Source organism: Actinoplanes sp. CA-252034, assembly GCF_050956125.1.
GTDB lineage: Bacteria > Actinomycetota > Actinomycetes > Mycobacteriales > Micromonosporaceae > Actinoplanes.
Genome location: NZ_CP191846.1, coordinates 2,614,156 through 2,638,127 on the forward strand (window position 1 = coordinate 2,614,156; position 23,972 = coordinate 2,638,127).

Below are 23,972 nucleotides of genomic sequence, written 5' to 3' on the forward strand. Positions count from 1 at the left end.
TGTGAGAGAGGCTGACCGTGACCGGACCGGCGGCGTCGCTCGCGCATGGGGTGGGAAGCGCCGAAGGGCTGCCGCTGCCGCTCGATCTGGTGTTGCAGGCCGGCGCCGCGACCGTCGTGATGTCGTTTCTGATCGCCGCGTTCCGGTGGCGGACGCCGCGTCTGAAGCCGTCCGAGCCGCGCCGGTCCGGTGTGGCCCGATGGCTGCGCTACCCGGTGCTGGCCCTGGCGTTGTATGTCACGGGGTTTGCTCTGGTCGGCCCGCGCAACGAGAACCCGGCAGCTCACGCCCTCTTCGTCTGGCTCTGGGTCGGACTGATTCCGATCAGTGTCGTCTTCGGGCCGGTGTGGCGGGCGGTCAACCCGCTGCGCACGATTTTCACGCTGCTGGAGCTGCCCCGCCATGGTTTGCGCCCGCTTCCCGCCGGCCGTCCGCGGTCGTCGTGGCCGGCGGCGGCGTTCCTGCTGGCGTTCGTCTGGTTCGAGCTGCTGGCGCCTCATCGCGGCGATCCTGTCGCGATCGGTCTCTGGATCCTGGGGTATGCGCTCAGCCAGATGATCTTCGCGCTCTACCGTGGCGAGGAGTGGTTCGCGCGCGGTGACTGTTTCGAGGTCTACTCCGCTCTGGCGGGGCGCCTGAGCCCGCTCCGTCATCGTCGGCTGCTCTCCGGTCTGGCCGCCGACCCGGTCCCGGCGCTCTCGCCCGCCCTCGGTATCCCAGCCCCCGTCGGAGCTTTCCCGGTGCCGGGTGCCGCGGCGGCCGCAGGTCAGGGGCGCGCACGTCCGCCGCTGACCAGCGTCGGGGTTGCCGGCTTCATCGCGGTCTGGTGGGGTTCGACCGTCTTCGACAGTGTCTCGTCGTCGCCGTTCTGGACCGGCTTCACCGAGCGCGCCGGCCATTCCCCGCTACCGGGTTCGGTCGCCCTGATCCTGCTCTGCGTCCTCGTCTTCCTGGCCCTCCGCTGGACCATGGGCACCGTCGACGTGACCCTTTCGCTGATCCCGATCGCGGTCGGCTACACGCTCGCCCACTACCTGTCCCTGCTGATCGTCGAGGCCCCGCGCGGCGTCCTGCTGCTGGCCGGCGCAGCCGCCGGGGGCTGGGATCCGCGGCCGGCGCCCGTCGCGATTGCCACGGCGCAGATCGCCCTGATCCTGATCGGACATGCGATCGGGGTGGTCGTCGCTCACGACCACTCCCTGAGGTCCGCGGGGCAGCGCCCGGCGCTGGCGGTGCTCGCCGACGAGTTGCCGCTGGTCCTGTTCATGATCGCCTGTACCTGGGCCGGCCTGTTCCTGCTGTTCGTCCGCTGATCGCGGCGAGATCGTCAGTGACTTCTCATTGACAGTCATCTTGAGAAGAAAGCTTTGCATAGATATCTTCTCACTCATGCGTCGCAACCTGACCGACATCGACTCGCTGAAGGCGCTCGCGCACCCGCTGAGGCAGCAGATGTTCACCCATCTCAATCGCTTCGGCCCGGCCACCTCCGCCGACCTCGCCGCCCGGTTCGACGCCGACCGCGGCGCGACCAGCTACCACCTGCGCCAACTGGAGCGGTTCGGCTTCATCGAGGAGGACACCGACCGGTCCGCCGGCCGCCGCCGCTACTGGAAGGCGATCCCGCTCGACCTGCGCCTGCCGTACGAGTCGGACGATCCGGTGATCGCCGCCGCCGCCGACGCCATCGGGCGGCAGTGGATGGACCAGGCCCAGCGGGACCTGCACACCTACCTGGCCGACCGGGAGTCGTTCGGCGCCTTCGGCGAGGCGGCGATGCACTCGTTCAGCAACACCACCCTCACCGCCGACGAACTGGCGCAATTCTCCGAGGAGTACGTCGCTTTCATGAGCCGCTGGCATCGCTACCCGGCCGAGGCCTCCGAGGGGGCCCGCCCGATCACCGTCCTGTTCAACGCCTTCCCCACGCCGTCATGACCTCGCTCTGGCGCAACCGCGACTTCACCGTGCTCTGGAGTGGCCAGGTCATCTCCAGCCTGGGCGCCGCGATCAGCAGCACGGCCACACCGCTGCTGGTCCTGGCCACCACCGGCTCCCCACTCGACGCGGGCCTGGTCGGCGCCGCGGGCACCCTGCCGCACCTGATCGCCAACCTGCCCGCCGGCCCGCTCGTCGACCGGTGGAACCGCCGCCTCATCCTGCTGATCAGCGAGCTCGTCGCCGCCGTGGCGCTGCTGAGCGTCCCGCTGGCGATCTGGTCCGGCGTGTTCACGATCGCCCAGTTGTGTGTGGTCGCGTTCGTCCAGGGCCTGTGCTTCGTCTTCTTCGGCCTCGCCCAGGACGCCGCCCTGCCGATCGTCGTCCCGGCGGCGCAACTCGCGACGGCGATCGCCGCCAACGAGGCCCGCGGCCGGGGCGCGACGCTGGCCGGTCCACCGATCGGCGGTCTGCTGTTCGGCCTCGACCGGGCCGCCCCGTTCCTCATCGACGGCATCTCCTATCTGATCGCCGCCGTCGGCCTGCTGTTTCTCCGCCGCGACCTGCAGAAACCGGTGGAGGGCCCGGCCGAGTCGCTGTGGCGGTCCGCCGTCACCGGCATCCGCTACGTGTGGAGCCAGCCCCTGATCCGGGTGTCGATGCTGTTGATCGCGGTCAGCAACCTGGTCTTCCAGGCGCTGATCCTGGTTCTCGTCGTGCTGGCCGGCGATCAGGGCGCCACGTCGTCCGGCATCGGGTTGATGCTCGGGCTGTACAGCGCCGGCGGTCTGCTGGGCGCGCTGGTGGCGGGCCGACTCCACCGGCGACTGTCGTTCCGCACGGTCCTGGTCGGCATCAACTGGGTGTGGGCCGTCCTGCTACCCCTGAACCTGCTGGCCACCGACCCGTTGCAGATCGGCGTGATCGGCGCGCTCTGCGCCTTCGTCGGCCCGCTGTGGAACGTGGTGATCTTCACCTACGCCGGCGTGATGGTCCCCAACGAGCTGCTCGGCCGCGTGATGAGCGCCGCCGGCACCCTGACCTGGGGCGTCATGCCGATCGCGTCCCTGGCGGCCGGATTCATGCTGACCTGGACCGGCACGACCGGATCACTGTGGTCCCTGTCCGCGATCATGTTGGCCGCCGCGATCGCGGCGACCCTCAGCCCTTCGGTACGCCGTGCGCCCACCCTCCCGGAGGCGGCCGGCCAGTCGAGTGGCGCTCTCACCGAGGGTGCAGATCGACCGAGTGGCGCTGAAACGTCCACGGTCCCTCGGTGATCGTCTCCGGCCACGGATCGACGTTGCCCAGCCGCACGCCCCACGTGTACATCGGATCGAACACGATCCGGTGACCGTGATCGAGGACCAACTCGACGGCGCGCACGACACCCCGATCCGGATCCGACTCCTCATTGGTCACGTACTCCACCCGGACACAGCGGGTCTCCCACGACTCGCCCATGAAGTGGCTGCCGACCCGGACCGGCACGACGACGTCGCCCGGGAACTCGTCGCGAAAGGTCTGCAGATCGATGGTCGCGACGTGCTCGGCGAGGAGGCCGCCGTGACTGTTCACCGAGGACAGCTTCAGGAATCCGTCGTCGAGCCGCAGGTAGATCTCACCCATCATGGCCGCGGGTTCCGCCGGATCCGCGGCATCCTGGATCGCCACGACGACGATGTCGTGGATCCGTTCCCGGCCGAGCAGGTCAAGGGTCCGAGACCAGGACTGGGACATGTGTCCGCTCCTCCATAGGAGAACTCGCTACCGGCTTCGTGCCAGCCGTCGCGCCGGGCCGATCAAGGGCCCGGCAGCTTCGGAAGAGTAGCCACCATGACACGGAACAGCCCGCGCTCCCTCGCCCTCCGGACGTTCATGGCCCTCACCCCGGCCCTGCTCGTCACCGGCGTAGCCGTCGCACTCGTCGGCGGCACCCGCGCCACCGAGGCCGCCGCGGACGCCGTGTCCACCGGCCCCTCCGCGAGCGCGGTGTCCGCCGACCCGGCCGCGAGCGCGGGGCCTGCCGAACCCGCCGCGAGCGCCGTGCCCGACGGCGGGTCGAGCCCGGCCTGCCTCACCGACGACCTGGCCGGAACCGTCACCGGCCGGTCCGGCTCCGGGGCGCGGCAGGCCGTACTCAGCCTCACCAACACCTCCGGACACGCCTGCGAGATCCGGGGCTGGGCCGACGTAGCCCTGGTCACCCCGCCCGGCGAGGTCGTCCACGTACCCACCCTCAAGATCGGTTCCGCCGGCCCGGCGATCGTCCTGGCACCGGACGCCACCGCCTGGTCCGTCCTGCAGTGGGACGTCTGCGAAGCGGCCCGCACCGGTTGCGGCGTCGGAGTGGGCCTCCAGTACATCGCCGACCCCGACTCCACCGGCATCGCAGCCGACCTGGCCGAGCTCCCCGAGGCCGACCGGAGCGGCATCACCATGAAGGCCCTGCGCGTCGGCCCGTACCAGTCCACCCGGGCCGCCGCCCTCGCCTGAGCAGCCGATCGATGCGGCCCCTGACTCCGAAAGCTCACCAATAGCCGCTCGGAATCAGGGCGTACGGCCCCCTACCCGAGTCTCGTAGACGTCGGGTGATGACGTCGGTTCGCGGCCTTGGCGGCGGGGGCGGCTGAGGCGGCGAGTCGCGGCTGAGGCGGAGGTGGGCGGCCGCCGCGTACCTCGGGCTCTGGCTTCACAAGTGCTTAGAAAGCTTTCGGAATCAGGGTCTGCGCCGGCGTCGGCTGGCCATAGCTCAGCCAGGTCATGACGTGGCCGGAAGCCTGTTCACGCCGCGGTTCACGGACTGGTCGCCGAGACGTCCGCTGCCCTCGGCCCTCGGGACTGGCCACCAGGACGTCTCCGGCCCATTGCCCCGAGGGACTGGTCGCCGAGGCGTCCGCTGCCCTTGCCCCGGGGGACTCGTCACCAGGACGTTCCCTGCCTTCGCCGAGGCCTTCGCCGAGCACGAGCACGAGGACAGGCGCACACGTACGCCGATCGTGCGACCCCAGCCACGCCCCCACGACCACCAGCGCACACGAAACCCCGATCGTGGGCTCTCACCAACGCCAGGGCGACGACCAGCGCACACGCAACCGTTACGTGTGCGCCCATCACCGCCGGCGACCACAGAGAAGATCGACTACACGGACTACCGACACGCGTGGGCCGGGTCGCCGATGCTGGTACGGACTACCGACACGCGGGGGCCGGGTCGCCGACGCTGGTGTCGCGCCGCAGTCGCATCCGAGCAGCGGTTCGGGTGGGCACGAGGCCCATCGCCGGAGCCGTCCGGTGCACCCGGTAGGGGAAACCCGGGCTCGGTCACCGACCGTAGACGGCGGCGAGAACACCCGAACCCGGCAGGTGGGCCGGCCGGGGCGGCGGTGACCTGGCACAGACCCTGACCTCGGAAGCTCCCTAGCGGTGGTTTGTCGGCTAGACGATGGCGGGGCCGAAGGTGTCGGACATGGCCGCCACGCCCAGGCAGAGCAACGGACCGGGGAACGCGTCGTCGACGTCCGTCAGGTCGTGCCACTGCTGGATCACCGGGTCCAGGGAATGCCGGCGCAGGGAGCGGAGTCCGGGGTCGGGCACCTGGTGGCCGGCGGTGCGGAGCATTCCGGCGACCGTGTCCAGCAGGCGGCGGACGGCGGCCGCGATGTTGCCGGGGGCCGTGTCGGGCGCGGGCAGGGCGTGTTCGGTTACCCAGGCCGCGAGTTCGGGGCCGGAGACGATGTGGCCGGCGGCGCGGACGCCGAAGGTGCGGCCGTAGACGATCAGGGACGTCGTCTGTACGAGGACCTGGTGCACCGGGACCCGCCGGGGCAGGGTGATCACGGGGTGTGTCGGGGCGAGCAGGATGGCGGCGCGCCGGGTGGCGACCAGCCAGGAACCGGTGTCACCCGCCGCGACCTGGTCCGCGTACTCCCAGATGGTCGGCATCGGATGATCTTGGCTAGTGGTGGGCCGAAGGGCATCGGTCGTCGGGCCGGGCCGGGCGTCCCCCGAACGTGCGGTTTCCCGCTCACGATTAGTACATCTGATCTAATCATGGGGTAAGGTGCGGCAATGAGCATCGACAGCGGTGCAGGTCATCCCCGTCCGCCCCTCACCGGCCGGCAGTTGCGCATCCTCGCGGTGATCGAGGAGTGGATCCGGGAGCGGGGCTACCCACCGACGGTTCGGGAGATCGGCGCGGCGGTCGGGCTCGTCTCGCCGTCGTCCGTTTCCTATCAGCTCGGTGTGCTGGAGAAACATGGTCTGATCCGCCGGCAGCCCAACAACTCGCGGGCCGTCGAGCTGTGCAAGCCGCCGCCCGGTCCGGAGGTCGACGAGGCGCGGCTGGTGAGGATTCCGCTGCTGGGCGCCATCGCCGCCGGCGCGCCGATCCTGGCCGAGGAGCACGTCGAGGACCATCTGACCCTCTCGGCCGCCATGGTCGGTGGGGGCACGCTGTTCGCCCTCAGCGTCAAGGGTGACTCGATGATCGACGCCGCGATCTGTGACGGCGACATCGTCGTGATCCGGCAGCAGCCGGTCGCCGAGACCGGGGAGATCGTCGCCGCGATGATCGGTGACGAGGCCACGGTCAAGGTCTTCCGCCGGCGCGACGGTCACACCGAGCTGGTTCCCCGCAACCCGGCCTACCAGCCGATCCCAGCCGACGACGCGGTCATCCTGGGCAAGGTCGTCAACGTCTTCCGCCGGCTCTGACGACCGTCTCCCGGAGCCGGTCCGGCACCGCGGGGTCCGCTCGTCCGCACCACCGAAGGACCGCGAACCCGGCCGATGGGAGCCCTGTTCGCGGCGGCGGTGGCTGGTGTGGGTGGGGGCGGGTGGGGCGGTGACCGTCGCATCTGCCCGGCGCCCGCGCTGCGACCGGGAGTCGAGACTGCGTCGCGGTGTAGGGGACGGTTCCCGGCGTGGCCGTACCGCATAGGGGTCAGCGAGGGTGAGGCCACGCGCTGTGGAAGGCGCCGACGCAGCCGGTCGACGGGCGGACCTCGATGCCGGAGGCGTCCGCGGTGACCGACGGGATGGTGGTGATCTTGCGAATCTCCTCGAGGTAGGCCTCGAAGGTGAGCCGGAAAGCCGCCGGGCCGCCGGCGAACGAGGCGGTGAACGAAGCCGCGTCGGAGGCGGTGAACGGTCCGGCAGGCGAAGCCGTGTGCGAGGCGGTGAATGGACCAGCGCTGGAGGCGGTGAAGGAGCCGGCGGTCGGCGCCGCGTGTGAGGCGGCGGGTGAAGCCGAGCGGGAGGTGGGCGAGGCGGGGGACGAGGTGGCTGGTCCGGGCGAGGGTGCGGCGGAGGTGGTCGCGAAGCGGGCCTGTATGGACTCCCAGGTGAAGTGGCGGGCGTCGTCGAGGGACGTGCCGATGGAGGTCAGCCACGCGTAGATGTCGAGGGCCGTGCACGAGTGGCGGCTCAGGATGCGGACGATCTCGCTGTCGAGGGGGATCCAGCGCAGCGCCGACTTGGCGAACTCGGCGTCCAGGGTGATCGCCGGTGGGCGGGAGGTGGAGTCGAGCAGGCCGTGGCTTCGGTGGTTTCGGCTGGCGATGAGGGTTCCGGCGGTGCCGGGGTGTTCGCCGATCCAGCCGTGGCGCAGAGTGCGCTGGAGTTGACCCTCGAGCTCGGTGAACCAGCCGCCGCGGACGGTCTGCTCGGAGAGGGAGCCGAGGCCGGCCAGGAAGGCGTAGACGCGGTGCGGGTGCAGGGTGATCGTGCGGGTGCGGCAGCGGAACGCCTCGGTGCACAGGAACATCACCAGGTGGCGGCCGAGCAGGCCGTACGGGATGCCCGCCCAGCGACTGAACTCGCCCTCGCCGGGGCCGGACCGCCAGCTGCCGAGCCCGGCCCGGTAGTGCAGCTCGACGTCGCCGGGGTCGGTGACGGGCAGGACCAGGTCGGCGTGCGCCGGCGGGTAGAGGATCGTCTCACCTCCGGACGGGCCGGCCGCCGGACGGCAGGCGCTCGGCCCGTCCGCCGCGTCGACGGTGATGTGCACGGCCACGTCGCCGTGCCGGAACGAGAAACTCACGTCGACAGCAACGACTGATCATGAAGAATGTGTCAGGCCGTCAGCATGCTGTGGTCGTAGCGCATCCAGGTGCCCTTGCCGTCGTGCTTGGCCGCGTACATGGCGGTGTCGGCGGCGTGCAGCAGCGTGCGCAGGTCGTCGTCGGCCTCGCAGCTGGCGACGCCGATGCTGGCGTTGGCGCACACCGGAGACCCGTCGATCATGATGGGTACGGTCATCGCCTGCAGGATCCGCTGGGCGGTGCGATCGGCGTCCCGGGTGTCGCAGCCGCGCAGCAGCACCGCGAACTCGTCACCGCCGAGCCGGGCCGGCAGGTCCTCGGCGCGGACCGAGGCGCGCAGCTTGTCGGCCACCCCGGCGAGCAGGGCGTCACCGGCCGCGTGCCCGAGCGTGTCGTTCACGCCCTTGAACCCGTCCAGGTCGATGAGCAGCACCGACACGGTGCCGGGTTCGGCGTCGGCGAGGACCGCGTCGACCTCCTCGCGGAAGTGGGTGCGGTTGGCCAGTCCGGTCAGGTCGTCGAAGAGCGCCTGCTGCCGGAGCCGGGTCTCGTGTTCGCGCAGTTCGCTGAGGGTGGTGTCGAGCTGCCCGATGAGCGTCTTGTTGTCGTGGAAGGCGAGCAGCTGCCGGGCCACGACGAGGCCGACGATGACGCCGAGGCCGCCGACGGTGCCCCACAGGCGGGCGTCCTTCTGATCGTGTTGCGACAGCATGATGAGCAGGGCGGAGAAGACGACCGCGATCGACCCGTACGGCAGGAGGCTGTACGGCTTGCGGCGCCGGGACCCGAAGGCGGACTCGTCGAACTGGGCGAGTATCTCCTGGACGCGGGGTCCGACGGCGATGAACAGCGACGGCAGGAATCGGATGGCGTACGCGTAGGCCGGTAGTGACCCGTCGGCCTCGGGGGCGGCGAACAGGCCGCCCGCGTTGACGACCGCGGCGAGGATCAGCGGGATGGCGGCGTTGCGGTGCATCGGCGCGTTGCCGCTGAGGATCATCTTGACGGCGGCGAACGCCGAGGTGAGCACGAGCGCGGCGCCGGCCAGAGCGCCGATCAGGTTGGCCCGGCTGTCCTCCGAGTTGATCGCGAAGCACCAGGCGACGACGGCGCCGCCGACCAGGACGGTCGCCGAGTCGAGCCAGAACGCCAGCCGGTCCTTGCCGCTGCGGCCGGCGTGCGGGTGGATCAGCATGCCGATGACGATCAGGCCGATGCCGATGCCGAAACAGGTCGACTGGACGGTGCCGCCGGCGGTCGACCACTGGCCGCCCTCCCAGAACGACTGGACGACCTGAACCGTGTCCCCTGCCGTGAAGAGCGTGCCCGCGATGGTCATGAACCGCCAGAAGCGCCGGGTCGCGCCGGTGGCGATGCGGAAGACCCGCCACGAGGAGTACGCCAGCAGCAGATCCAAGGGTGGCTGGAAGGCCCAGTACACGTTGACCTGAGCGTCGGAGTGGCCCTGCAGGACGAAGAACAGCGCGGTCCCCAGAAGTGTCCACGCCGTGGCCACGGCGAGCACCGGGTCGTGCCGTATCGATCCGTTCCCCATCACTCTGGGACTATCGGCTCTCGGCCCGCGAGGCTGAGGAAACCACTCGGAGCCACGTGACCTTCGTCCTTGGCTACGCTACGTGGTCTTGACAGTTTCACCTCCTCCCCGTCAGAGTGCCAGCCTGACCTGCTGTTTTCGCTCTCCGGGAAGGGGTTGCCGCACATGGAGCTGCATCCAGACGATCACGAAGAGTTACTGAACGGTGGCTCGGTGGTGGAGGAGTGGCGGCGCAGCGACCACGCCTTCGCGGTGGCCGAGGAGCTGATGCGGATGCACGGCGGCACGGTCCCGATGAGCGACCTGCTCTGGCTGGGCGCCGAGTCGTTCCTGCCCCGCCCGTGGAAGGCCGGTCGCGTACCGGAGCCGGTGGAGGCCGCCGTTGAGGTCTACAACCGCTGGCGCCGGCTGGAGCAGCTGCGGCTGAAGCGCCGTCAGCGGGCCGGCGAGGACGCGGCGTAACCGAGCGCCGCGGCGGCGGTCGCCTCGGCGGCCCGGCAGGCTTCCGGCAGGTCCTGGGCCGGAACCGGTGGCGCGAGCACGAACCCCTGCGCGTAGTCACAGGTCATCCCGGCCAGGTGGATCAGCGTCGCGACGTCCTCCACGCCCTCGGCCACCACCTCGAGGCCCAGGTTGTGCCCCAGGTCGATCGAGCTGCGGACCATCACCTCGTCGGGCGTTCCCGGCGTCAGGTTCCCGAGGAAGATCCGGTCGATCTTCAGCTCGTCGGCCGGCACGTCCCGCAGCTGCACCAGCGAGCTGAACCCGGTGCCGAAGTCGTCGACGGACACGGTCACGCCGGACTGGCTGATGCGCCGCAGCGTCTCCGGGGCGGCGCCGGAGTCGGCCATGATGCCGGTCTCGGACAGCTCCAGGCGCAGCATCCAGGGCGGCATCCCGGCCGCGCTGATCGTGGCGAGCACGTTCTCGGCGAATCTCTCGTCGTCGAGCGCGCCGGGTGACACGTTGAACGACACCCGGCCCTGCCAGCCGCCGGCCAGCCAGCCCGCGGCCTGGCGGGCCACCACCGCCAGCAGGTGATAGGTGAGCGTGGTCTCCAGGCCGCCGCGCTCGGCGATCGGCAGCAGGCCGGCCGGCATGACCAGTCCGTGGACCGGGTGGTGCCAGCGGACCAGAGCCTCGACCCCGGTGACCCGCCCGTCGCGCAGGCGCACCTGCGGCTGGTAGTACAGCTGGATCTGGCCGTGCGGGTCGCCGGTCTCCAACAGCAGCCGCAGGTCGGCGAAGAGCTGCATCCGGTCGTCCGGCTGGTCGGCGTCGGCGGTGGGGTCGTACACCGTGACGCCGCCACCGTGCCGTTTCGCCCGGTACATCGCGGCGTCGGCATGCCGGAACAGCTCGTCGGCGTCCCGGGGGCCCTCCTCCGGGCTGAGCGCCACGCCGAGGCTGCCGCTGATCGCGGCCGGCCGCTCGTCCAGCACGAAATCCCGGTTGAGCTCGGCGACGAGCCGGTCCGCCAGCGTGGTCGCCTCGGCCAGGCCGGACACCTGGGGCAGCAGGACCGCGAACTCGTCACCGCCGAGCCGGGCCACCACGGCGGGCGCCTGGACGTGCGCGGCCAGCCGCTGCCCGGACTCGATCAGCACCTGGTCGCCGGCGTGGTGGCCGATCGTGTCGTTGACGGCCTTGAACCCGTCCAGGTCGATGATCATGAGGGCGGTCCGGCCGTCGCGGGCCAGCGCCTTCTGCAGGTCCTGCTGGAAGAGCGCCCGGTTCGGCAGACCCGTCAGCGGGTCGTGCAGGGCCTGGTGGCGGCTGTCGGCGGCCTGCGTGACGAGCCGGCGCTGGTAGCCGAGGACCATCCGCATGATCATGGCGACCAGGGTCAGGCCGACGGCGAACCCCAGCGCGGTGCCGACCAGCAGCCGCCCCTGGCGCTTGCCGAGCTCGATCACCTGCTGCTGGGCGTATTCGTGGTAGGCCCGGGACACGTCGTCCACGTCGTTCTGCAACGAGTAGAACGACGGTGTCACCTCGAGGCGGTCGAACGACATGAAGTCCGGGTCGCTGTCGGCCACCTTCGCGATCAGGTCGTCGGCCAGCTTCCGGTAGGCGATCTGGCCCGCGAGCAGGCGCTCCGCGTCCTGACGGGCACGCGCGGACGTCTTGGCGATGTCCGCGAGGTTCCGCTCCGCCTCGACGGCCACCTGGTCGAAACGCGCCCGTACGGCCACCGACGGCTCGACCTGGTAGTGGCGCAGGTTCACCTCCTGCATGGCCACGGCGATCCGCGCCTCGGTGAACTTCATGTCCACGATCAGGGCGTCGCTCTGCATCTCGGTCGCCCGGGTCGTGTTGACCATCGCTTGCAGCACGAAACCGGCGAGCGCCAGCAGGACGACGGCCAGCGCCGCCGTCATCAGCAAGCTGCGGCCCCGGCCTCGTATCTGCCCCAACACATCCTGTCTGTCGGCAGCCGGATCGGGTGTTCAAGGAAACCCGTTCAGGTTTGGCGCGTCGACGTCGATCGGACCGTAGAGACCACCGAACGGAGCCGCTCGTGTCACGCCCCGCAAGTGCCGCTTTACTGACCGCTCTCCTGCTGCTGGCCGGCCTGTCCGGCTGCGGCGAAGAGGACGCCACACCGCAGGCCGGCGGGGGGTCCTCGGCGGCGGCCGGTGAAACCATCCGGCTCGGCAGCCTCGCGCCCATCAGTGGCCGTAACAGTTCCTCCGGCGAGGCGATGATCAACGCCGCGAAACTCGCGGTCGCCGAGGTCAACGCGGCCGGCGGGGTGCTCGGCCGGCAGGTCGAGCTGGTGGCCGAGGACGACGCCTGTGACCCCGGTACCGCCGTCACCGCCGCCCAGACCGTGGTCAAGAAGGACGTGGCGGCCTTCGCCGGCGGCTACTGCAGCAGCGCCATGGTGCCCACTCTGAAGATCTTCCACGACGCCGGCATCCCGATGATCATCGCGCTGGCCAACTCCACCGACCTGCTGGAACCCGGCTACAACGGCCTGTTCCTGATCTGTGGCACGGTCATCGCCGAGGCCGAGTTCGCGGTCGACTGGATGAAGAAGCTCGGCGGGACCCGACTGTCGGTGGTCCACGACGGCACCAGCTTCCCGCTCACGCTGGCCGACTCCACCGCCGAGTACGCCCGCAAGACCGGCAAGCTGAAGATGGCCGGCGAGCTGAAGCTGAGCCAGGGCGCCGGCGACTACCGGCGCACCGCGCTGTCGATCATCGGCAGCAAGGCCGACATCGTCTACTACACCGGCTACTACGGCGAGGCCAACCAGCTGATCAAGGACCTGCGGGGCCAGGGCTTCACCGGGAAGATCGTCGTCGGCGACGGCGCCACCGACGGGCCGCTGCTGGAGAACCTGACCGCGGCCGAGAGCAAGGAGGTCTACGGGACCGCGCTGCTCGTGCCTCAGTTCATGCCGGAGCTGAAGGAATGGGCGCAGCGGTACAAGGCGGCCTACGGCGCCGACCCCGGCCCGTCGACCGCGGAGTCCTACGACGCCGTGATGGTGGCGGTGGAGGCGATCAAACGGGCCGGGAGCACCGACCACGAGGCGATCCGCACCGCGCTCGGCGACACCGACTACACCGGGCTGTCCGGCCCGATGACCTTCAACGACGACGGCACCCGCAAGATCCCGAAGTTCCTGCTGCTCAAGGCCGACGGCAAGGACCTCAAGCTGGTGTCGTAGACAGCGGGTACGGCAGGGTGCCGGGCACGAGCACCGCCGGGGCGCTCCGCAGCGCCGTCGCCGTGCCGAGCGGGTTGCGCCGGTAGAGGCGGCCACCGAACCGGAACCAGCCCACCGAGCCGTCCGGGTCGCGCACGAAGTCGCCCCGGCTGTAGGTGTCGGCGCCGTCCGGAGTCCACGCCAGCACCCGGTCACGGCGGTAGAACGGCAGCACCAGCGCCTCCTGCCCGCCGGCCCGCGCGCTCAGCCGCCCACCGGCGCCGACCAGCTCCAACTCCACCGACACCAGCGTCCCGTCGGTGCCGACCTGCTGCCCGGCGTAGCGCCCCTCATACGGCGCCAGCTCCGCCGGGGTCAGTGCCCGCGGCCGGGCCGGCAGATTGTGCAGCCCGGCGAAACGGCTCAGTGCCCAGTCGTCGGCGAACAGCTCGGACAGCAGCTGCGGGCCGCCCTCCGAGTTGGTCAGCACCGTCAGCGCGAAGTCCCGCTCCGGCACGAACAAGAAACCGGAATGCTGTCCGCCCAGGTCACCGCCGTGCTGCACGATCCGCGGCCCCTCGGCGCTCGGCCGCAGCATCCACGTCACCCCGGCCCCGTCGATCTCCACGAACAGCACGCCGGCCGGCCCGGGCCGCCAGCGCATCGCCCGCACCGACCGCCGCTGCAACAGCGGCGAGCCGTCACCGAGGTGGAAACGCGCCCACCGCAGCTGATCCCGTGCGCTGGAGAACAACCCACCGAAGGAGTGCAGGCTGCGCGGGATGGCCAGCGCCTCCGGCACGGCCACGACCTTACCTTCAAGATCAAATCCATGGGGTACGGCCACGCGCGCGCCCGGAACGCCCTGAGGCGCGAACGCGCTCTGCCGCAAGCTCAGCGGGTCGAGCACCAGTGACCGCAGGGCCTCCTCGTAGACCCGCCCGGTCGCCACCTCCAGGATCCGCCCCGCCACGCCGATCGCTGCGTTGTTGTAGGCGAACACCCGCCCCGGCTCGGTGAGCTGCGGCAGCGTGGCCATCGCCGCCACATACCGCTCCAGCGCGTCGTCGCCGTCGCCGGTGTCCACGAACGAGTCACCGAGCCACCCCGGGCTGTGGTTCAGCGCCTGTCGCAGGGTGACCCGCCGCGACGCCGCCTCGTCCGCCGTCCGGAAGCCGGGCAGATAGCTGCGCACCGTCCGGTCCAGATCCAGGCGGCCCCGCTCGACCAGGCGCATCACCGCCGTACCCGTGAAGGTCTTGGTGGTCGAGGCGATCCGGAAGAGGGTGTCGCCGTCGACCGGCGCCGGGGCGGACACATCGGTCACCCCGAAGCCGCCCACATGATCCCGGCCGCGGTGGCGGAGCCCGTAGGACACACCCGGGATCCCGTAGGCGGCCATCCCGGCCCGGATCTTCTCCTCCAGCTCCCGCACGAGGCGGGGCACCGGCCCGCCGGCGGCGGTGGCCGGCGATCCGGCGGCGGTCGCCGTCACACCGGCCGCCACCCCTCCCGCCGCGCCGAGCAGCAGGGACCTTCGCGTTACCGGCTCGCTCATCGCTCCACTGTATCCATCGCCGTCACTCGTCCGAAGATTTCGTTGACGTTGCCCGATGCCTGCCCTAACGTGCTGAGGAAAGCGCTTTCCCCCAGCGCAATCCCCCTCGTCAGGTAGGAGAGTGGTATGCGTCGGCGTACCTTCCTCGGTATGTCCTCAGGCCTCGGCATCGTGGCCACCGGCCTGGTGCCCGCGCCCGCCTCCGCCGGCGGCCGGCGACCGGATCTGATCGTGGCGGCGGCCGGCGGCGGTGACCACACCGGGATCCAGGCCGCCATCGACGCCGCACCCACCGCCGCGACCGAGCCGTTCGTCATCGGCGTGCGGCCCGGCACCTATCTCGGCCAGGTGATCGTCCCGTCCAGCAAGCCACTGATCGAGCTGCGCGGGCTGGGCCGTCGCCCGGACGACGTGGTGATCGCCGATGACCGGGCCAACGGCACGCCCAAGCCCGGCGGTGGCACCTGGGGCACCTCGGGCAGCGCGTCGGTGACCGTCGACGGCGCCGGCTTCCGCGCGTCGAACCTGACCTTCGCCAACCTCTTCGACGAGGCCGCCCACCCGGAGATCACCAACCGGCAGGCGGTCGCCGTGCTCACCCGGGCCGACCGGCTGGTCTTCGACCGGGTGCGGTTCCTGGCCAACCAGGACACCCTCTACGTCAACAGCAGCGCCGCCGGCGTGATCGCCCGGGTCTACCTGCGCGACTGCCATGTGGAGGGTGACGTCGACTTCATCTTCGGCCGGGCCAGCGCCGTCTTCGACCGCTGCCGGATCCACTCGCTGAACCGGGGGAGCACCCCGAACGGGTACGTCACCGCCCCGAGCACCGACATCACCAACCCGCACGGGCTGCTCTTCGACCACTGCCGGTTCACCTCGGACGCCCCGGCCGGGACGGTGTTCCTGGGCCGGCCGTGGCATCCGAGCAACGATCCGAACGCGATCGGGCAGACGGTGATCCGGCAGTCGTGGATCGGCACGCACATCCCCGACCTCGCCTGGAGCGACTTCGGCACGTGGCCGTGGGAGGAGGCCCGGTTCGCCGAGTACCGCAACTTCGGCCCCGGTGCGCTGGTCTCCGAGAACCGTCCACAGCTGACCGCCGAGCAGGCCGCATCCAGCACCGTCGAGGCGTTCCTGCGCGGCTCGGACGGGTGGCGACCCGAGCGCTGTTAGAAAGCGGATAGACGCCCGTGCGGGTGACGACGGGAGGATCGGGCCGGGAACGCCACATATTCTCGGCCCGTGCCGGTCTCTCGTAAACGCAAGAAGTCCGCCAAGTCCACCTCCGCGGCCCGGGCCGAGCGCCGGCGCGCGCACACCCGGCAGGTGCGGCTGGCGCGATCACTCGCGGACGTCGCCGCGGGTTACGAGCAGGGCCAGGCGATGCGCCTCGAGTCGGCCCGCCCGCACGCCCTGGCGCTGGCCGCCGACCTGATGACGTCCCCGAGGGCCGGCACCGCCCTGGAGGACGAGCTGTGCGCCCGGCTCGGGCCGCTGCTCGCCGACCTGGACGAGCGGCCCCTCGAAGAGTATGTGGGGCCCGACCACCTGGTCGTCGCGCTCGCGGGAGTGTTGCACGACGCCGGCGACGACGAGCCGGCCCGGCGGGTGTCGGCCGCGCTGGCCGCGATCCTGCCGTCGCCGCTGCGGGACCGCACCGGACTCGACTCACCCGACCCGGAGGTGGCCGGCGAGGTCCGCTGGACCCGCGACCGGTACGGCAGCCGGTTCGCCGTGGCCGCCCCGTTCGCCACGCCGGAGGGCCCGGTCCGCTGGTACCTGTGGGACATCGACGCGTGCGCCTTCGTCCCGCTTCCGGTGCACGCCGGCTTCTACGCCTCGCCCGAGGAGGCGCTGGCCGCGTGGCAGGTCGGGGTGGGCCCGTTCGCGGCCGGTGGCACGTCGTGGCGCCGGGTCGACGACTCGGGCCTGCTCGCCGATCTGCTGCCGAAGCCGGAGGAGATCTCCGCGCTGGGCGGTGAGTCGGCCGAGCAGTTCACCGAGTACCACCGGTGCCGCCGCCTGGCCGAGGTGGTCCTGGACCTGCCGCCGGTGCTGAGACTCGACGTCAAGGAGACGGCACTGGATCTGGGCCCGGACCGGTTCGTCTCGTGGTGGCGCGGGCGTGCCGAGGGCCCCGAGCCGGGCAATCTGGAGGCGCTGGCCGAGGAGATGTTCGACTCCTGGCCGATGATCGCCCCCGCACTGTTCGACACCTGCTCCCCGCACCGGGTCGAGTCGGTGTCGCACCAGATCCGCGACGAGTACCGCAAGGACGCCGACGAACTGCTCGCCCTGCTGCCGGCCTGGGTGACCTGGCTGTCCGAGCGCACCGGGCTCCCGTCGGAGCTGCGCGAACGCGCCCTGGCCCGGACTGGCGCCGCCACCGTGCCCGACGACAGGCTGATGCAGCGCGTCGCCGAGTAGGCCGGCTCGTCACCGGGCCCCGGCAGCCGGGCGGACCCGGCTGCCACCGGGAACCGGCGTGGTCAGCCTGTCACCGGGGCCCGGCAGCCGCCGGGAACCGGCGTGGTCAGCCCATCACCGGGCCGAAGAGGCGCTGCGCCTGCTCGGCCCGCAGTGCCACGAACACCCCGGTCGCCTCGACGAGCACCCGGCCGGGCTCGTCGGCGGTGGTGATCGTGCCGGTCGCGGTGACCCTCCGCCCGTCGATCCCGGCCACCCGGCCGATGAGCCGCAGCGGCGTGTAGAGCGGCACCGGCCCGCGGTAGCCCGTGTCGAGGCGGACGGTCATGCCCGGATGGCCGGACATGCCGCACGCGTAGCCGAGCATCTGGTCGAGCAGCATCGCGCTGACCCCGCCGTGCGCGAAGCTGGGCGGTCCCTCGAAGGCCCGGCCGAGCGTGCACGAGCCGACCGCGACGTCACCGTCGCGACGGATCTCCAACGGCGGGGCGAACGCGCTGCCGCCGCCGGTCACCGGGTTGTAGAGGCGCACCCCGCCGAGCAGGTCGTCGGCGGACGCGGTCTCGAAGCGGCCCCGCACCCGCTCGCCCAGGGGCCTGCCGCCCGCCGGATCAGCTCGGCGGCCCGGAGCAGCTCAGCGGCCGGCGCCTCGGTGGCCGTCGCCTGCTCGACCAGCAGCCGCAGCGCGTCGCCCAGCTCGGCGATGGCGTCCCGGCGGTGCTGGAGTCCATGGCCGTTCTCGATCTCGCTCACAGCAACAGGCTGCTATACGCCGCGCCATCGGACCTAGTGAATCTCATCACACTGCTATAACCTGTTCTAGTTGTTGCGGAGGGGTAAACGACACGGCGGATGGGGATGCCATGGCGGTCACCGTGGAGTACGACGTGGTCGTGGTGGGTGCCGGCGCCGCCGGCATGACAGCCGCGCTCACTACGGCCCGCTCCGGGCTGAACACGGTTCTCATCGAAAAAGCGTCCGTCTACGGTGGATCGTCGGCCCGCTCCGGCGCCGGGATCTGGGTGCCGAACAACGACGTGCTGCTCGCCGCCGGAGTCCCCGACACGCCCGGCAAGGCCGACACCTACCTGGCCGCCGTGGTCGGACCCGAGGTGCCCGCCGCCCGCCGTCAGGCCTTCCTCACCTACGGCCCGCGCGCCATCGCCTACCTGCAGAAGTGGACACCACTGCGGTTCGCGTGGATGGAGGGCTACCCGGACTACTATCCCGAGCTGCCCGGCGGCATGCCCAAGGGCCGCTCGATCGAGCCGAAGGCCCTCGACGCCAACGTCCTCGGCGACGAGCTGGCCCACCTCAACGGCCCCTACCAGGCGAGCCCGGCCGGCACCGTGGTCTACACGGTCGACTACCGGTGGCTGTCGCTGATCGCCCGGCACCCACGCGGCCTGGTCGTCGCCTCCGAGATCGTCTGGCGCTACCTGCAGGCGGCCGCGCAGGGACAGAAGCCGGTCACCATGGGCCAGGCGCTGGCCGGCGGTCTGCGGGCCGGGCTGATCGCGGCTGGCGTGCCGGTCTGGCTGGACACCCCGCTGCTCGACCTGCACGTGGAGAACGGCCGGGTCGCCGGAGTGCTGGCCCGCCACGACGGCGCCGAGACGCTGATCCGGGCCCGGCGCGGCGTGGTCGTGGCCAGCGGCGGGTTCGAGCACAACGAGCGGATGCGCAAACAGTTCCAGGCCGCGCCGATCGGCACCGACTGGACGATCGGCGCCGACTCCAACACCGGTGACGGCATCGAGGCGGGGGAGCGGGCCGGCGCCGCCCTCGGCCTGATGGACGACGCGTGGTGGGGGCCGATGATCCCGCTGCCCGGCGAGCCGTGGTTCTGCCTGTCCGAGCGCACCCTGCCCGGCACCATCTTCGTGAACCAGGCCGGGAAACGGTTCGTCAACGAGGCGGCGCCCTACAGCGACGTGGTGCACACCATGTACAACAAGGGCCACGTGCCCTGCTGGATGATCACCGACCAGGACTACCGCAACCGGTACCTGTTCAAGGACCTGGCCCCGCTGCTGCCCTACCCCGACGACTGGTACTCGTCCGGCGCGCTGGTCAAGGACTGGACGATCAGCGGGCTGGCCGCGAAGATCGGCGTGCCGGCGGCGGCCCTGAGCGCGACGATCAGCCGGTTCAACTCCCAGGCGCGAGCCGGCCGTGACCCGGACTTCCACCGTGGTGACAGCGTGTACGACGCCTACTTCGCCGACCCGACCAACCTGCCGAGCCCGTGCCTCGCGCCGATCTGGCTGCCGCCGTACTACGCCTTCAAGATCGTCCCCGGTGACCTGGGCACCAAGGGCGGCCTCGTCACCGACGCCCGTGCCCGGGTGGTGCGGCCGGACGGCGCGGTCATCCCCGGCCTGTACGCGGCCGGCAACGCCAGCGCCGCCGTCATGGGCCACAGCTATGCCGGCGCCGGATCCACCCTCGGACCGGCGATGACCTTCGGACACGTGGCCGGCCTCGACCTCGCGGCCGGCTGACGAACGAGAAGCGCGTGACCGGCCTTCGCCCCGCGGCCACGCCCTGATCAGGAGGAGACAACATGCCCAAGGTGAGCGTCTCGGCGAACTCCCCGGCCGAGCCCGACAAGGTGTGGCAGGTCGTCACCGACCTGCCCCGGACCCCCGAGTGGAACAGCATGCACCAGGGCTTCACCGGTGACCTGCCGGCGGCGGTGACGGAGGGCGCCACGTACAAGCAGAAGGTGAAGCTCATGGGCATGCCCGCCGAGATGGCATGGAAGGTCGTCTCGGCCGACGCCCCGAACCGTCTGGAGATGGCCGGTGACGGCCCGATGGGTGTGAAGGCCAAGAACCGCTTCATCATCGAGCCCGACGGCGCCGGCTCGCGGATCACCTACGAGATGGAGTTCGCCGGGCCCGCCCTCAACGGCCCGATGGCCGCCATGCTGGAGAAGCAGGCCGGCCCCGCCGCCAAGCAGGCCCTGGAGAAGCTGACCGCCCTCGTCGCGTGACCCCGTGCGGTGACCTGCGGTGCGATGCGCGCCGCAGGTCACCACGCGATGCGCATCGCACCGGCACGTGCGGTCAGTGCAGCAGCAGGCGGGTGGCCAGCTCCAGGTGGTTGACGACGTCGTTGGCGGAGGCGCGACGGGTCACCCAGGCCACCAGGTTGGACAGCCACACGTCGCCGATCACCCGTGCCTTCGCCCGGTCGTCGGCCGTCGGCTCGACGTCGCCGTCGGCGTGCATGGCCCGGGTGAACATCTCCTCCATCAGCCGCGCCACCGCGTTGACCTCGGCCGAAGCCGACGGGTCGGCGAACATGAAGGCCCTCGTCATGGCCTCGGCGAGCAGCGGCTCCCGCTGCATGGCGCGGGTCATCCGGCCCAGGACGAAGATCATCCGATCATACGGAGTGTCGCCCGGAATGGGTTTGCGCCCGAGCTTCTCCTGGATCGTCTCGAACTCGGAGGCGAGTGCCGACACGAGCAGGTGGATCTTCGACGGGAAGTAGCGGTAGAGCGTACCCAGGGCGACCCCGGCCCGCTCCGCGACCGTGCGCATCTGCACGGCGTCGTAACCGCCCTTGGAGGCCAGCGCGAGCGTCGCCTCGAGGATCCGCCGCCGTCGATCGCGCTGTGCGGCCGAACCCTGCTCGACGTCAGTGCCCGCAAGAGCACTGCGCGTAGTGGTACTCGTTCTCGCTGCTGCCATGGCCACTCCTTCCCGGTGAATCAAGCCTAGCAACGGCACGTTGCGTCGCTGTGTCACCCGGTGGTGGCGGGTCCAAACTGAAACGTGTTCTAATCAGTCTCATGGATTTCCGGCTGGACGAGACGCACGACGCGATCGCCCGTCTGGCGGCCGAGGTGCTGGCCGGGAGCGACAAGCCGTGGACCGATCTCGGCCGGGCCGGGCTCCTCACTCTCGCCGTCCCGGAGCGTCTCGGCGGGGCCGGTCTCGGTGCCCTGGAGACCGCTCTCGTGCTCACCGAGATCGGCCGCCGCGCCGTCGACGTCCCCGCCCTGCAGCACCTGGCGCTCGGTGTCCTGACCGTCGCCCGCTGGGGCACCGAGGCGCAGCAGGACGAGTTGCTGACCGGCCGCACGCTCGGCGCCGCGATCGCCGAGCCGGGCGACCCGCTGCCGGCCGCACCCCGCACCGCGATCACCGCCGGCGGCACGGTCACCGGCGTCAAGACCGGTGTCATCGCCGCCGACCGCCTGCTGGTCACGGTCGCCGGCCCGGCCGTCGTGATCATCGACCCGGCCGGTCCGGGCGCCACCCTGACCAACGGCATCCTCTACCTGAACGAGGCCCCGTCACGGCTCCTGGGCGGCGGCGCGGCGGTGGACGGGGCGGGGGGCGCCGACTGCCATGCCGGCCTGCTGCGGTTCGCGATCGCCGGAGCCTGTGCGCTCGGGGACGGGGCGCTGGCCGGCGCCCTCGCACTGACCGCCGAGCACGTGCGGACCCGGCAGCAGTTCGGGAGGCCACTGGCCACCTTCCAGGCCGTCGCGCAGCAGGTCGCCGACGTCTACGTGGCGAGTCGCACCCTGCATCTGGTGGTGACCAGCGCGGTCTGGCGACTCGGCACCGGCCGGAACGCCGGCGACGACCTCGACATCGCCGCGCAGTGGTTGACCGCCGAGGCCCCTCCGGCCGCCCGCACCTGCCACCACCTGCACGGCGGGCTCGGCCTGTCGATCGACTACCCGCTGCACCGGCACACGGCGCTGATCCGGGACCTGGTCCGGTTCCTCGGCGGCGGCGAGCACCGGCTGACCGTCCTGGGGGAGCGCGTGTGCTCATCGAACTGACCGACGGCCAGCGGGAGCTGCGCGACGAGCTCCGGGCGTACCTCCGCGAGGTCTTGACGCCCGCGGAGCGTGGGGTGCTGCTGCGGGAACGGCATGGCGCCGCGTTCCGCGACCTGGTGGCCCGCCTCGGCCGCGACGGGTGGCTGGGGCTCGGATTCCCTCGGGAGTACGGCGGACGCGGCCTCGGCCATGCCGAGCAGCAGATCTTCGTCGACGAGGCGGCCCGCGCCGACGTGCCGCTGCCCGCCGTGACCCTGCAGACCGTGGCGCCGACGCTGCTCGCGCACGGGTCGCCGGAGCAGCGGCGCGAGTTCCTGCCCCGGATCCTGGCCGGGGAGCTGCATTTCGCGATCGGCTACACCGAGCCGGAGGCGGGCACCGATCTCGCCGCGCTGCGGACCCGGGCCTTCCGTGACGGTGACGACTATGTCGTGGACGGCCAGAAGACGTTCACCACCGGGGCGCACGAGGCCGACTTCCTGTGGCTGGCCTGCCGGACCGACCCGTCGGCGCAACGGCACCGGGGCCTGTCGATCCTGATCGTGGACACGCGCGACCCGGGCTATTCGTGGACGCCGATCATCACCTGCGACGGGACGCACCACGTCAATGCGACCTATCTCAGCGGGGTACGGGTGCCGGTGGCGCGCCGGGTCGGTGGTGAGGGCGACGGGTGGCGGCTGATCACCACGCAGCTCAACCACGAGCGCGTCATGCTGGGGCCGGCCGGGCGGATGGGCGCCCTGTTCGATCGGGTGCGCGATTGGGCGTACGCCGCGGGGGTGGAGAAGAACGCGGACGTCCGTCGCGCCCTGGCCCGCACCCACGCCGCACGCCGCGTGAACGAGCTGCTCAACTGGCAGGTGGCCGGGGAGGCGCCGGGCCCGGCGGACGCCTCGGCGACCAAGGTCTTCTCCTCGGAGCGGCTGCTGCGGCTCGGGCAGGAGCTGTCCGAGGTCGTCGCGCGCCACGGCGATCCGGGTAATCCGGCGACCGCCGAGCTGCTCGACTGGCTCGACGTGCACGAGCGGCGGGATCTGGTGCTGACGTTCGGCGGCGGGGTCAACGAGATCCAGCGGGAGATCATCGCGAGCGCGGGCCTGGGCCTGCCGAGAGTCCCGAGGTAGGTGCGGATGATCACGGAAGCGGCGCGACGGCTGATCGAGGCGGGGGAGACGCCGGCGAAGCCCGGGCGGGATCCGGTCAACCTGCCGATGATCCGGTCCTGGCTGGAGGCGATGGGTGACCCGAATCCGGTCTACGAGAGCACCGGGACCGCGCCGCCCGCAATGATCCAGGTCTGGACGATGCGCGGTCTGGCGCCCGCGTCTCTCGACGATCCGTTGCAGGCGGTGTCCGAGTTGTGCGAGCAATCGGGGTTCAGTGCCGTGGTGGCCACCGACTCCGCGCAGACGTATCACCGGTACCTGCGCGTCGGCGAGGAGGTGACCGTTCGCAGCCGCCTCGAATCCGTTGCCGGACCCAAGCGGACCGCGCTCGGGGAGGGCTGGTTCATCACGACCGCGACCACGTGGCTGGTCGGCGAGGAGCCGGTCGCCGAGATGACGTTCCGGATCCTGCGTTACCGGCCGGAGCCGCGACCGGAAGCACCGCCGGCCGAGCCCCTCCAGCCGGTGATCACCGCGGACAACGCCTTCTTCTGGGACGGCGTCACCGGCGGCGAGCTGCGGATCCAGCGCTGCGGCGAGTGCCACGCGCTGCGCCATCCGCCCGGCCCGGCCTGCCCCGCCTGCGGCTCCTTCAAGCAGGAGCACACCGTGGCCACGGGCGCCGGCACGATCCACAGCTACACCGTGCATCATCATCCGCCGGTTCCGGGGCGGCGGGCGCCGTACACCGTCGGGCTCGTCGATCTGGCCGAAGGCGTCCGGATGGTCGCCGAGTATCGTGGCCCGCGCCCGGCGATCGGCGACCCGGTGCGCGTCACGTTCGACGGGGGCCTGCCGGTCTGGCGC

Annotated in this window: 20 protein-coding genes and 2 pseudogenes; 14 read left to right on the top strand and 8 right to left on the bottom strand. The window is 71.4% G+C overall.

The annotated features are described in order from the left end of the window. Positions 1-17: 17 nt before the first annotated feature. The 3 genes from ACQPZW_RS11710 (at position 18) to ACQPZW_RS11720 (ending at position 3,218) form a co-directional block, all read left to right on the top strand. Positions 18-1,313, top strand: coding sequence for a hypothetical protein (locus tag ACQPZW_RS11710; RefSeq protein WP_433794873.1), 1,296 nt, complete (start codon positions 18-20; stop codon positions 1,311-1,313). Between the two features lie 76 nt (positions 1,314-1,389). After that, a complete protein-coding gene (locus ACQPZW_RS11715) occupies positions 1,390-1,938 on the top strand; it encodes an ArsR/SmtB family transcription factor (RefSeq protein ID WP_433794874.1) in 549 nt (182 codons plus the stop codon). Continuing rightward, positions 1,935-3,218: an MFS transporter gene (locus ACQPZW_RS11720; protein WP_433794875.1), complete on the top strand. Its 1,284-nt coding sequence runs from the start codon at positions 1,935-1,937 to the stop codon at positions 3,216-3,218. The genes ACQPZW_RS11715 and ACQPZW_RS11720 overlap by 4 nt, the downstream gene beginning before the upstream one ends. Here ACQPZW_RS11720 and ACQPZW_RS11725 read toward each other — a convergent pair. Continuing rightward, positions 3,163-3,678, bottom strand: a complete 516-nt coding sequence (locus ACQPZW_RS11725; protein ID WP_433794876.1) for a hypothetical protein — start codon at positions 3,676-3,678, stop codon at positions 3,163-3,165. The genes ACQPZW_RS11720 and ACQPZW_RS11725 overlap by 56 nt on opposite strands. 96 nt (positions 3,679-3,774) lie before the next feature. Between ACQPZW_RS11725 and ACQPZW_RS11730 the strand changes: the two genes are divergently transcribed. After that, complete coding sequence (locus tag ACQPZW_RS11730) at positions 3,775-4,434, top strand: DUF4232 domain-containing protein (protein ID WP_433794877.1); 660 nt, start codon at positions 3,775-3,777, stop codon at positions 4,432-4,434. A 942-nt stretch (positions 4,435-5,376) separates the two neighbouring features. Here ACQPZW_RS11730 and ACQPZW_RS11735 read toward each other — a convergent pair. Further along, complete coding sequence (locus ACQPZW_RS11735; RefSeq protein WP_433794878.1) at positions 5,377-5,883, bottom strand: hypothetical protein; 507 nt, start codon at positions 5,881-5,883, stop codon at positions 5,377-5,379. A 126-nt stretch (positions 5,884-6,009) separates the two neighbouring features. On the opposite strand from ACQPZW_RS11735, the gene lexA reads away from it, so the two are divergent. Continuing rightward, on the top strand, positions 6,010-6,654 hold the full coding sequence (gene lexA, locus ACQPZW_RS11740; RefSeq protein WP_433794879.1) for a transcriptional repressor LexA: 645 nt from the start codon (positions 6,010-6,012) through the stop codon (positions 6,652-6,654). Between the two features lie 229 nt (positions 6,655-6,883). On the opposite strand, the gene ACQPZW_RS11745 is transcribed toward lexA, so the two are convergent. Continuing rightward, positions 6,884-7,981 (bottom strand): hypothetical protein, encoded by a 1,098-nt coding sequence (locus tag ACQPZW_RS11745; RefSeq protein WP_433794880.1) that lies wholly within the window; start codon positions 7,979-7,981, stop codon positions 6,884-6,886. Between the two features lie 32 nt (positions 7,982-8,013). Continuing rightward, on the bottom strand, positions 8,014-9,537 hold the full coding sequence (locus tag ACQPZW_RS11750) for a diguanylate cyclase domain-containing protein (RefSeq protein ID WP_433797511.1): 1,524 nt from the start codon (positions 9,535-9,537) through the stop codon (positions 8,014-8,016). Between the two features lie 165 nt (positions 9,538-9,702). On the opposite strand from ACQPZW_RS11750, the gene ACQPZW_RS11755 reads away from it, so the two are divergent. Further along, positions 9,703-9,999, top strand: coding sequence for a hypothetical protein (locus ACQPZW_RS11755; RefSeq protein ID WP_433794881.1), 297 nt, complete (start codon positions 9,703-9,705; stop codon positions 9,997-9,999). Here ACQPZW_RS11755 and ACQPZW_RS11760 read toward each other — a convergent pair. Then, positions 9,972-11,918, bottom strand: coding sequence for a putative bifunctional diguanylate cyclase/phosphodiesterase (locus tag ACQPZW_RS11760; RefSeq protein WP_433794882.1), 1,947 nt, complete (start codon positions 11,916-11,918; stop codon positions 9,972-9,974). The genes ACQPZW_RS11755 and ACQPZW_RS11760 overlap by 28 nt on opposite strands. A gap of 140 nt (positions 11,919-12,058) precedes the next feature. On the opposite strand from ACQPZW_RS11760, the gene ACQPZW_RS11765 reads away from it, so the two are divergent. Continuing rightward, a complete protein-coding gene (locus ACQPZW_RS11765) occupies positions 12,059-13,219 on the top strand; it encodes a branched-chain amino acid ABC transporter substrate-binding protein (protein WP_433794883.1) in 1,161 nt (386 codons plus the stop codon). Here the strand turns inward: ACQPZW_RS11765 and ACQPZW_RS11770 are convergent. Beyond that, entirely contained in the window at positions 13,203-14,756 is a 1,554-nt protein-coding gene (locus tag ACQPZW_RS11770) for a serine hydrolase domain-containing protein (protein WP_433794884.1), read from the bottom strand. The genes ACQPZW_RS11765 and ACQPZW_RS11770 overlap by 17 nt on opposite strands. A gap of 150 nt (positions 14,757-14,906) precedes the next feature. On the opposite strand from ACQPZW_RS11770, the gene ACQPZW_RS11775 reads away from it, so the two are divergent. Both ACQPZW_RS11775 and ACQPZW_RS11780 read left to right on the top strand, forming a co-directional pair. Beyond that, positions 14,907-15,935: a pectinesterase family protein gene (locus tag ACQPZW_RS11775; protein WP_433794885.1), complete on the top strand. Its 1,029-nt coding sequence runs from the start codon at positions 14,907-14,909 to the stop codon at positions 15,933-15,935. 69 nt (positions 15,936-16,004) lie between these two features. Beyond that, positions 16,005-17,189 (top strand): hypothetical protein, encoded by a 1,185-nt coding sequence (locus tag ACQPZW_RS11780; protein ID WP_433794886.1) that lies wholly within the window; start codon positions 16,005-16,007, stop codon positions 17,187-17,189. Between the two features lie 106 nt (positions 17,190-17,295). On the opposite strand, the pseudogene ACQPZW_RS11785 reads toward ACQPZW_RS11780, so the two are convergent. Next, a pseudogene (locus ACQPZW_RS11785) lies at positions 17,296-17,942 on the bottom strand (PaaI family thioesterase). Positions 17,943-18,052: 110 nt separating this feature from the next. Here ACQPZW_RS11785 and kstD point away from each other — a divergent pair. Further along, the gene (gene kstD, locus ACQPZW_RS11790) at positions 18,053-19,693 is read left to right on the top strand and encodes a 3-oxosteroid 1-dehydrogenase (protein ID WP_433794887.1); all 1,641 of its coding nucleotides are present in this window, start codon (positions 18,053-18,055) and stop codon (positions 19,691-19,693) included. 62 nt (positions 19,694-19,755) lie between these two features. After that, positions 19,756-20,187 (top strand): type II toxin-antitoxin system Rv0910 family toxin, encoded by a 432-nt coding sequence (locus ACQPZW_RS11795; protein WP_433794888.1) that lies wholly within the window; start codon positions 19,756-19,758, stop codon positions 20,185-20,187. A gap of 73 nt (positions 20,188-20,260) precedes the next feature. Here ACQPZW_RS11795 and kstR read toward each other — a convergent pair whose 3' ends face one another. Beyond that, a complete protein-coding gene (gene kstR, locus ACQPZW_RS11800; protein WP_433794889.1) occupies positions 20,261-20,890 on the bottom strand; it encodes a cholesterol catabolism transcriptional regulator KstR in 630 nt (209 codons plus the stop codon). A 101-nt stretch (positions 20,891-20,991) separates the two neighbouring features. Between kstR and ACQPZW_RS11805 the strand changes: the two genes are divergently transcribed. The 3 genes and pseudogenes from ACQPZW_RS11805 to ACQPZW_RS11815 form a co-directional block, all read left to right on the top strand. Beyond that, positions 20,992-21,996 (top strand): acyl-CoA dehydrogenase family protein, encoded by a 1,005-nt coding sequence (locus tag ACQPZW_RS11805; RefSeq protein WP_433794890.1) that lies wholly within the window; start codon positions 20,992-20,994, stop codon positions 21,994-21,996. Further along, a complete protein-coding gene (locus tag ACQPZW_RS11810) occupies positions 21,981-23,123 on the top strand; it encodes an acyl-CoA dehydrogenase family protein (protein ID WP_433794891.1) in 1,143 nt (380 codons plus the stop codon). The genes ACQPZW_RS11805 and ACQPZW_RS11810 overlap by 16 nt, the downstream gene beginning before the upstream one ends. A gap of 6 nt (positions 23,124-23,129) precedes the next feature. Next, positions 23,130-23,972 (top strand): annotated as a pseudogene (locus ACQPZW_RS11815) (bifunctional MaoC family dehydratase N-terminal/OB-fold nucleic acid binding domain-containing protein); the annotation flags it as partial.

Bases quoted from the DNA above. Each gene is read 5' to 3' on its own strand.
- ACQPZW_RS11715 (WP_433794874.1), top strand. From the start codon at position 1,390: ATGCGTCGCAACCTGACCGACATCGACTCGCTGAAGGCGCTCGCGCAC.
- ACQPZW_RS11720 (WP_433794875.1), top strand. From the start codon at position 1,935: ATGACCTCGCTCTGGCGCAACCGCGACTTCACCGTGCTCTGGAGTGGC.
- ACQPZW_RS11725 (WP_433794876.1), bottom strand. From the start codon at position 3,678: ATGTCCCAGTCCTGGTCTCGGACCCTTGACCTGCTCGGCCGGGAACGG.
- ACQPZW_RS11730 (WP_433794877.1), top strand. From the start codon at position 3,775: ATGACACGGAACAGCCCGCGCTCCCTCGCCCTCCGGACGTTCATGGCC.
- ACQPZW_RS11735 (WP_433794878.1), bottom strand. From the start codon at position 5,883: ATGCCGACCATCTGGGAGTACGCGGACCAGGTCGCGGCGGGTGACACC.
- lexA (WP_433794879.1), top strand. From the start codon at position 6,010: ATGAGCATCGACAGCGGTGCAGGTCATCCCCGTCCGCCCCTCACCGGC.
- ACQPZW_RS11750 (WP_433797511.1), bottom strand. From the start codon at position 9,537: ATGGGGAACGGATCGATACGGCACGACCCGGTGCTCGCCGTGGCCACG.
- ACQPZW_RS11755 (WP_433794881.1), top strand. From the start codon at position 9,703: ATGGAGCTGCATCCAGACGATCACGAAGAGTTACTGAACGGTGGCTCG.
- ACQPZW_RS11760 (WP_433794882.1), bottom strand. From the start codon at position 11,918: ATGACGGCGGCGCTGGCCGTCGTCCTGCTGGCGCTCGCCGGTTTCGTG.
- ACQPZW_RS11770 (WP_433794884.1), bottom strand. From the start codon at position 14,756: ATGAGCGAGCCGGTAACGCGAAGGTCCCTGCTGCTCGGCGCGGCGGGA.
- ACQPZW_RS11775 (WP_433794885.1), top strand. From the start codon at position 14,907: ATGTCCTCAGGCCTCGGCATCGTGGCCACCGGCCTGGTGCCCGCGCCC.
- kstD (WP_433794887.1), top strand. From the start codon at position 18,053: ATGGCGGTCACCGTGGAGTACGACGTGGTCGTGGTGGGTGCCGGCGCC.
- ACQPZW_RS11795 (WP_433794888.1), top strand. From the start codon at position 19,756: ATGCCCAAGGTGAGCGTCTCGGCGAACTCCCCGGCCGAGCCCGACAAG.
- kstR (WP_433794889.1), bottom strand. From the start codon at position 20,890: ATGGCAGCAGCGAGAACGAGTACCACTACGCGCAGTGCTCTTGCGGGC.
- ACQPZW_RS11805 (WP_433794890.1), top strand. From the start codon at position 20,992: ATGGATTTCCGGCTGGACGAGACGCACGACGCGATCGCCCGTCTGGCG.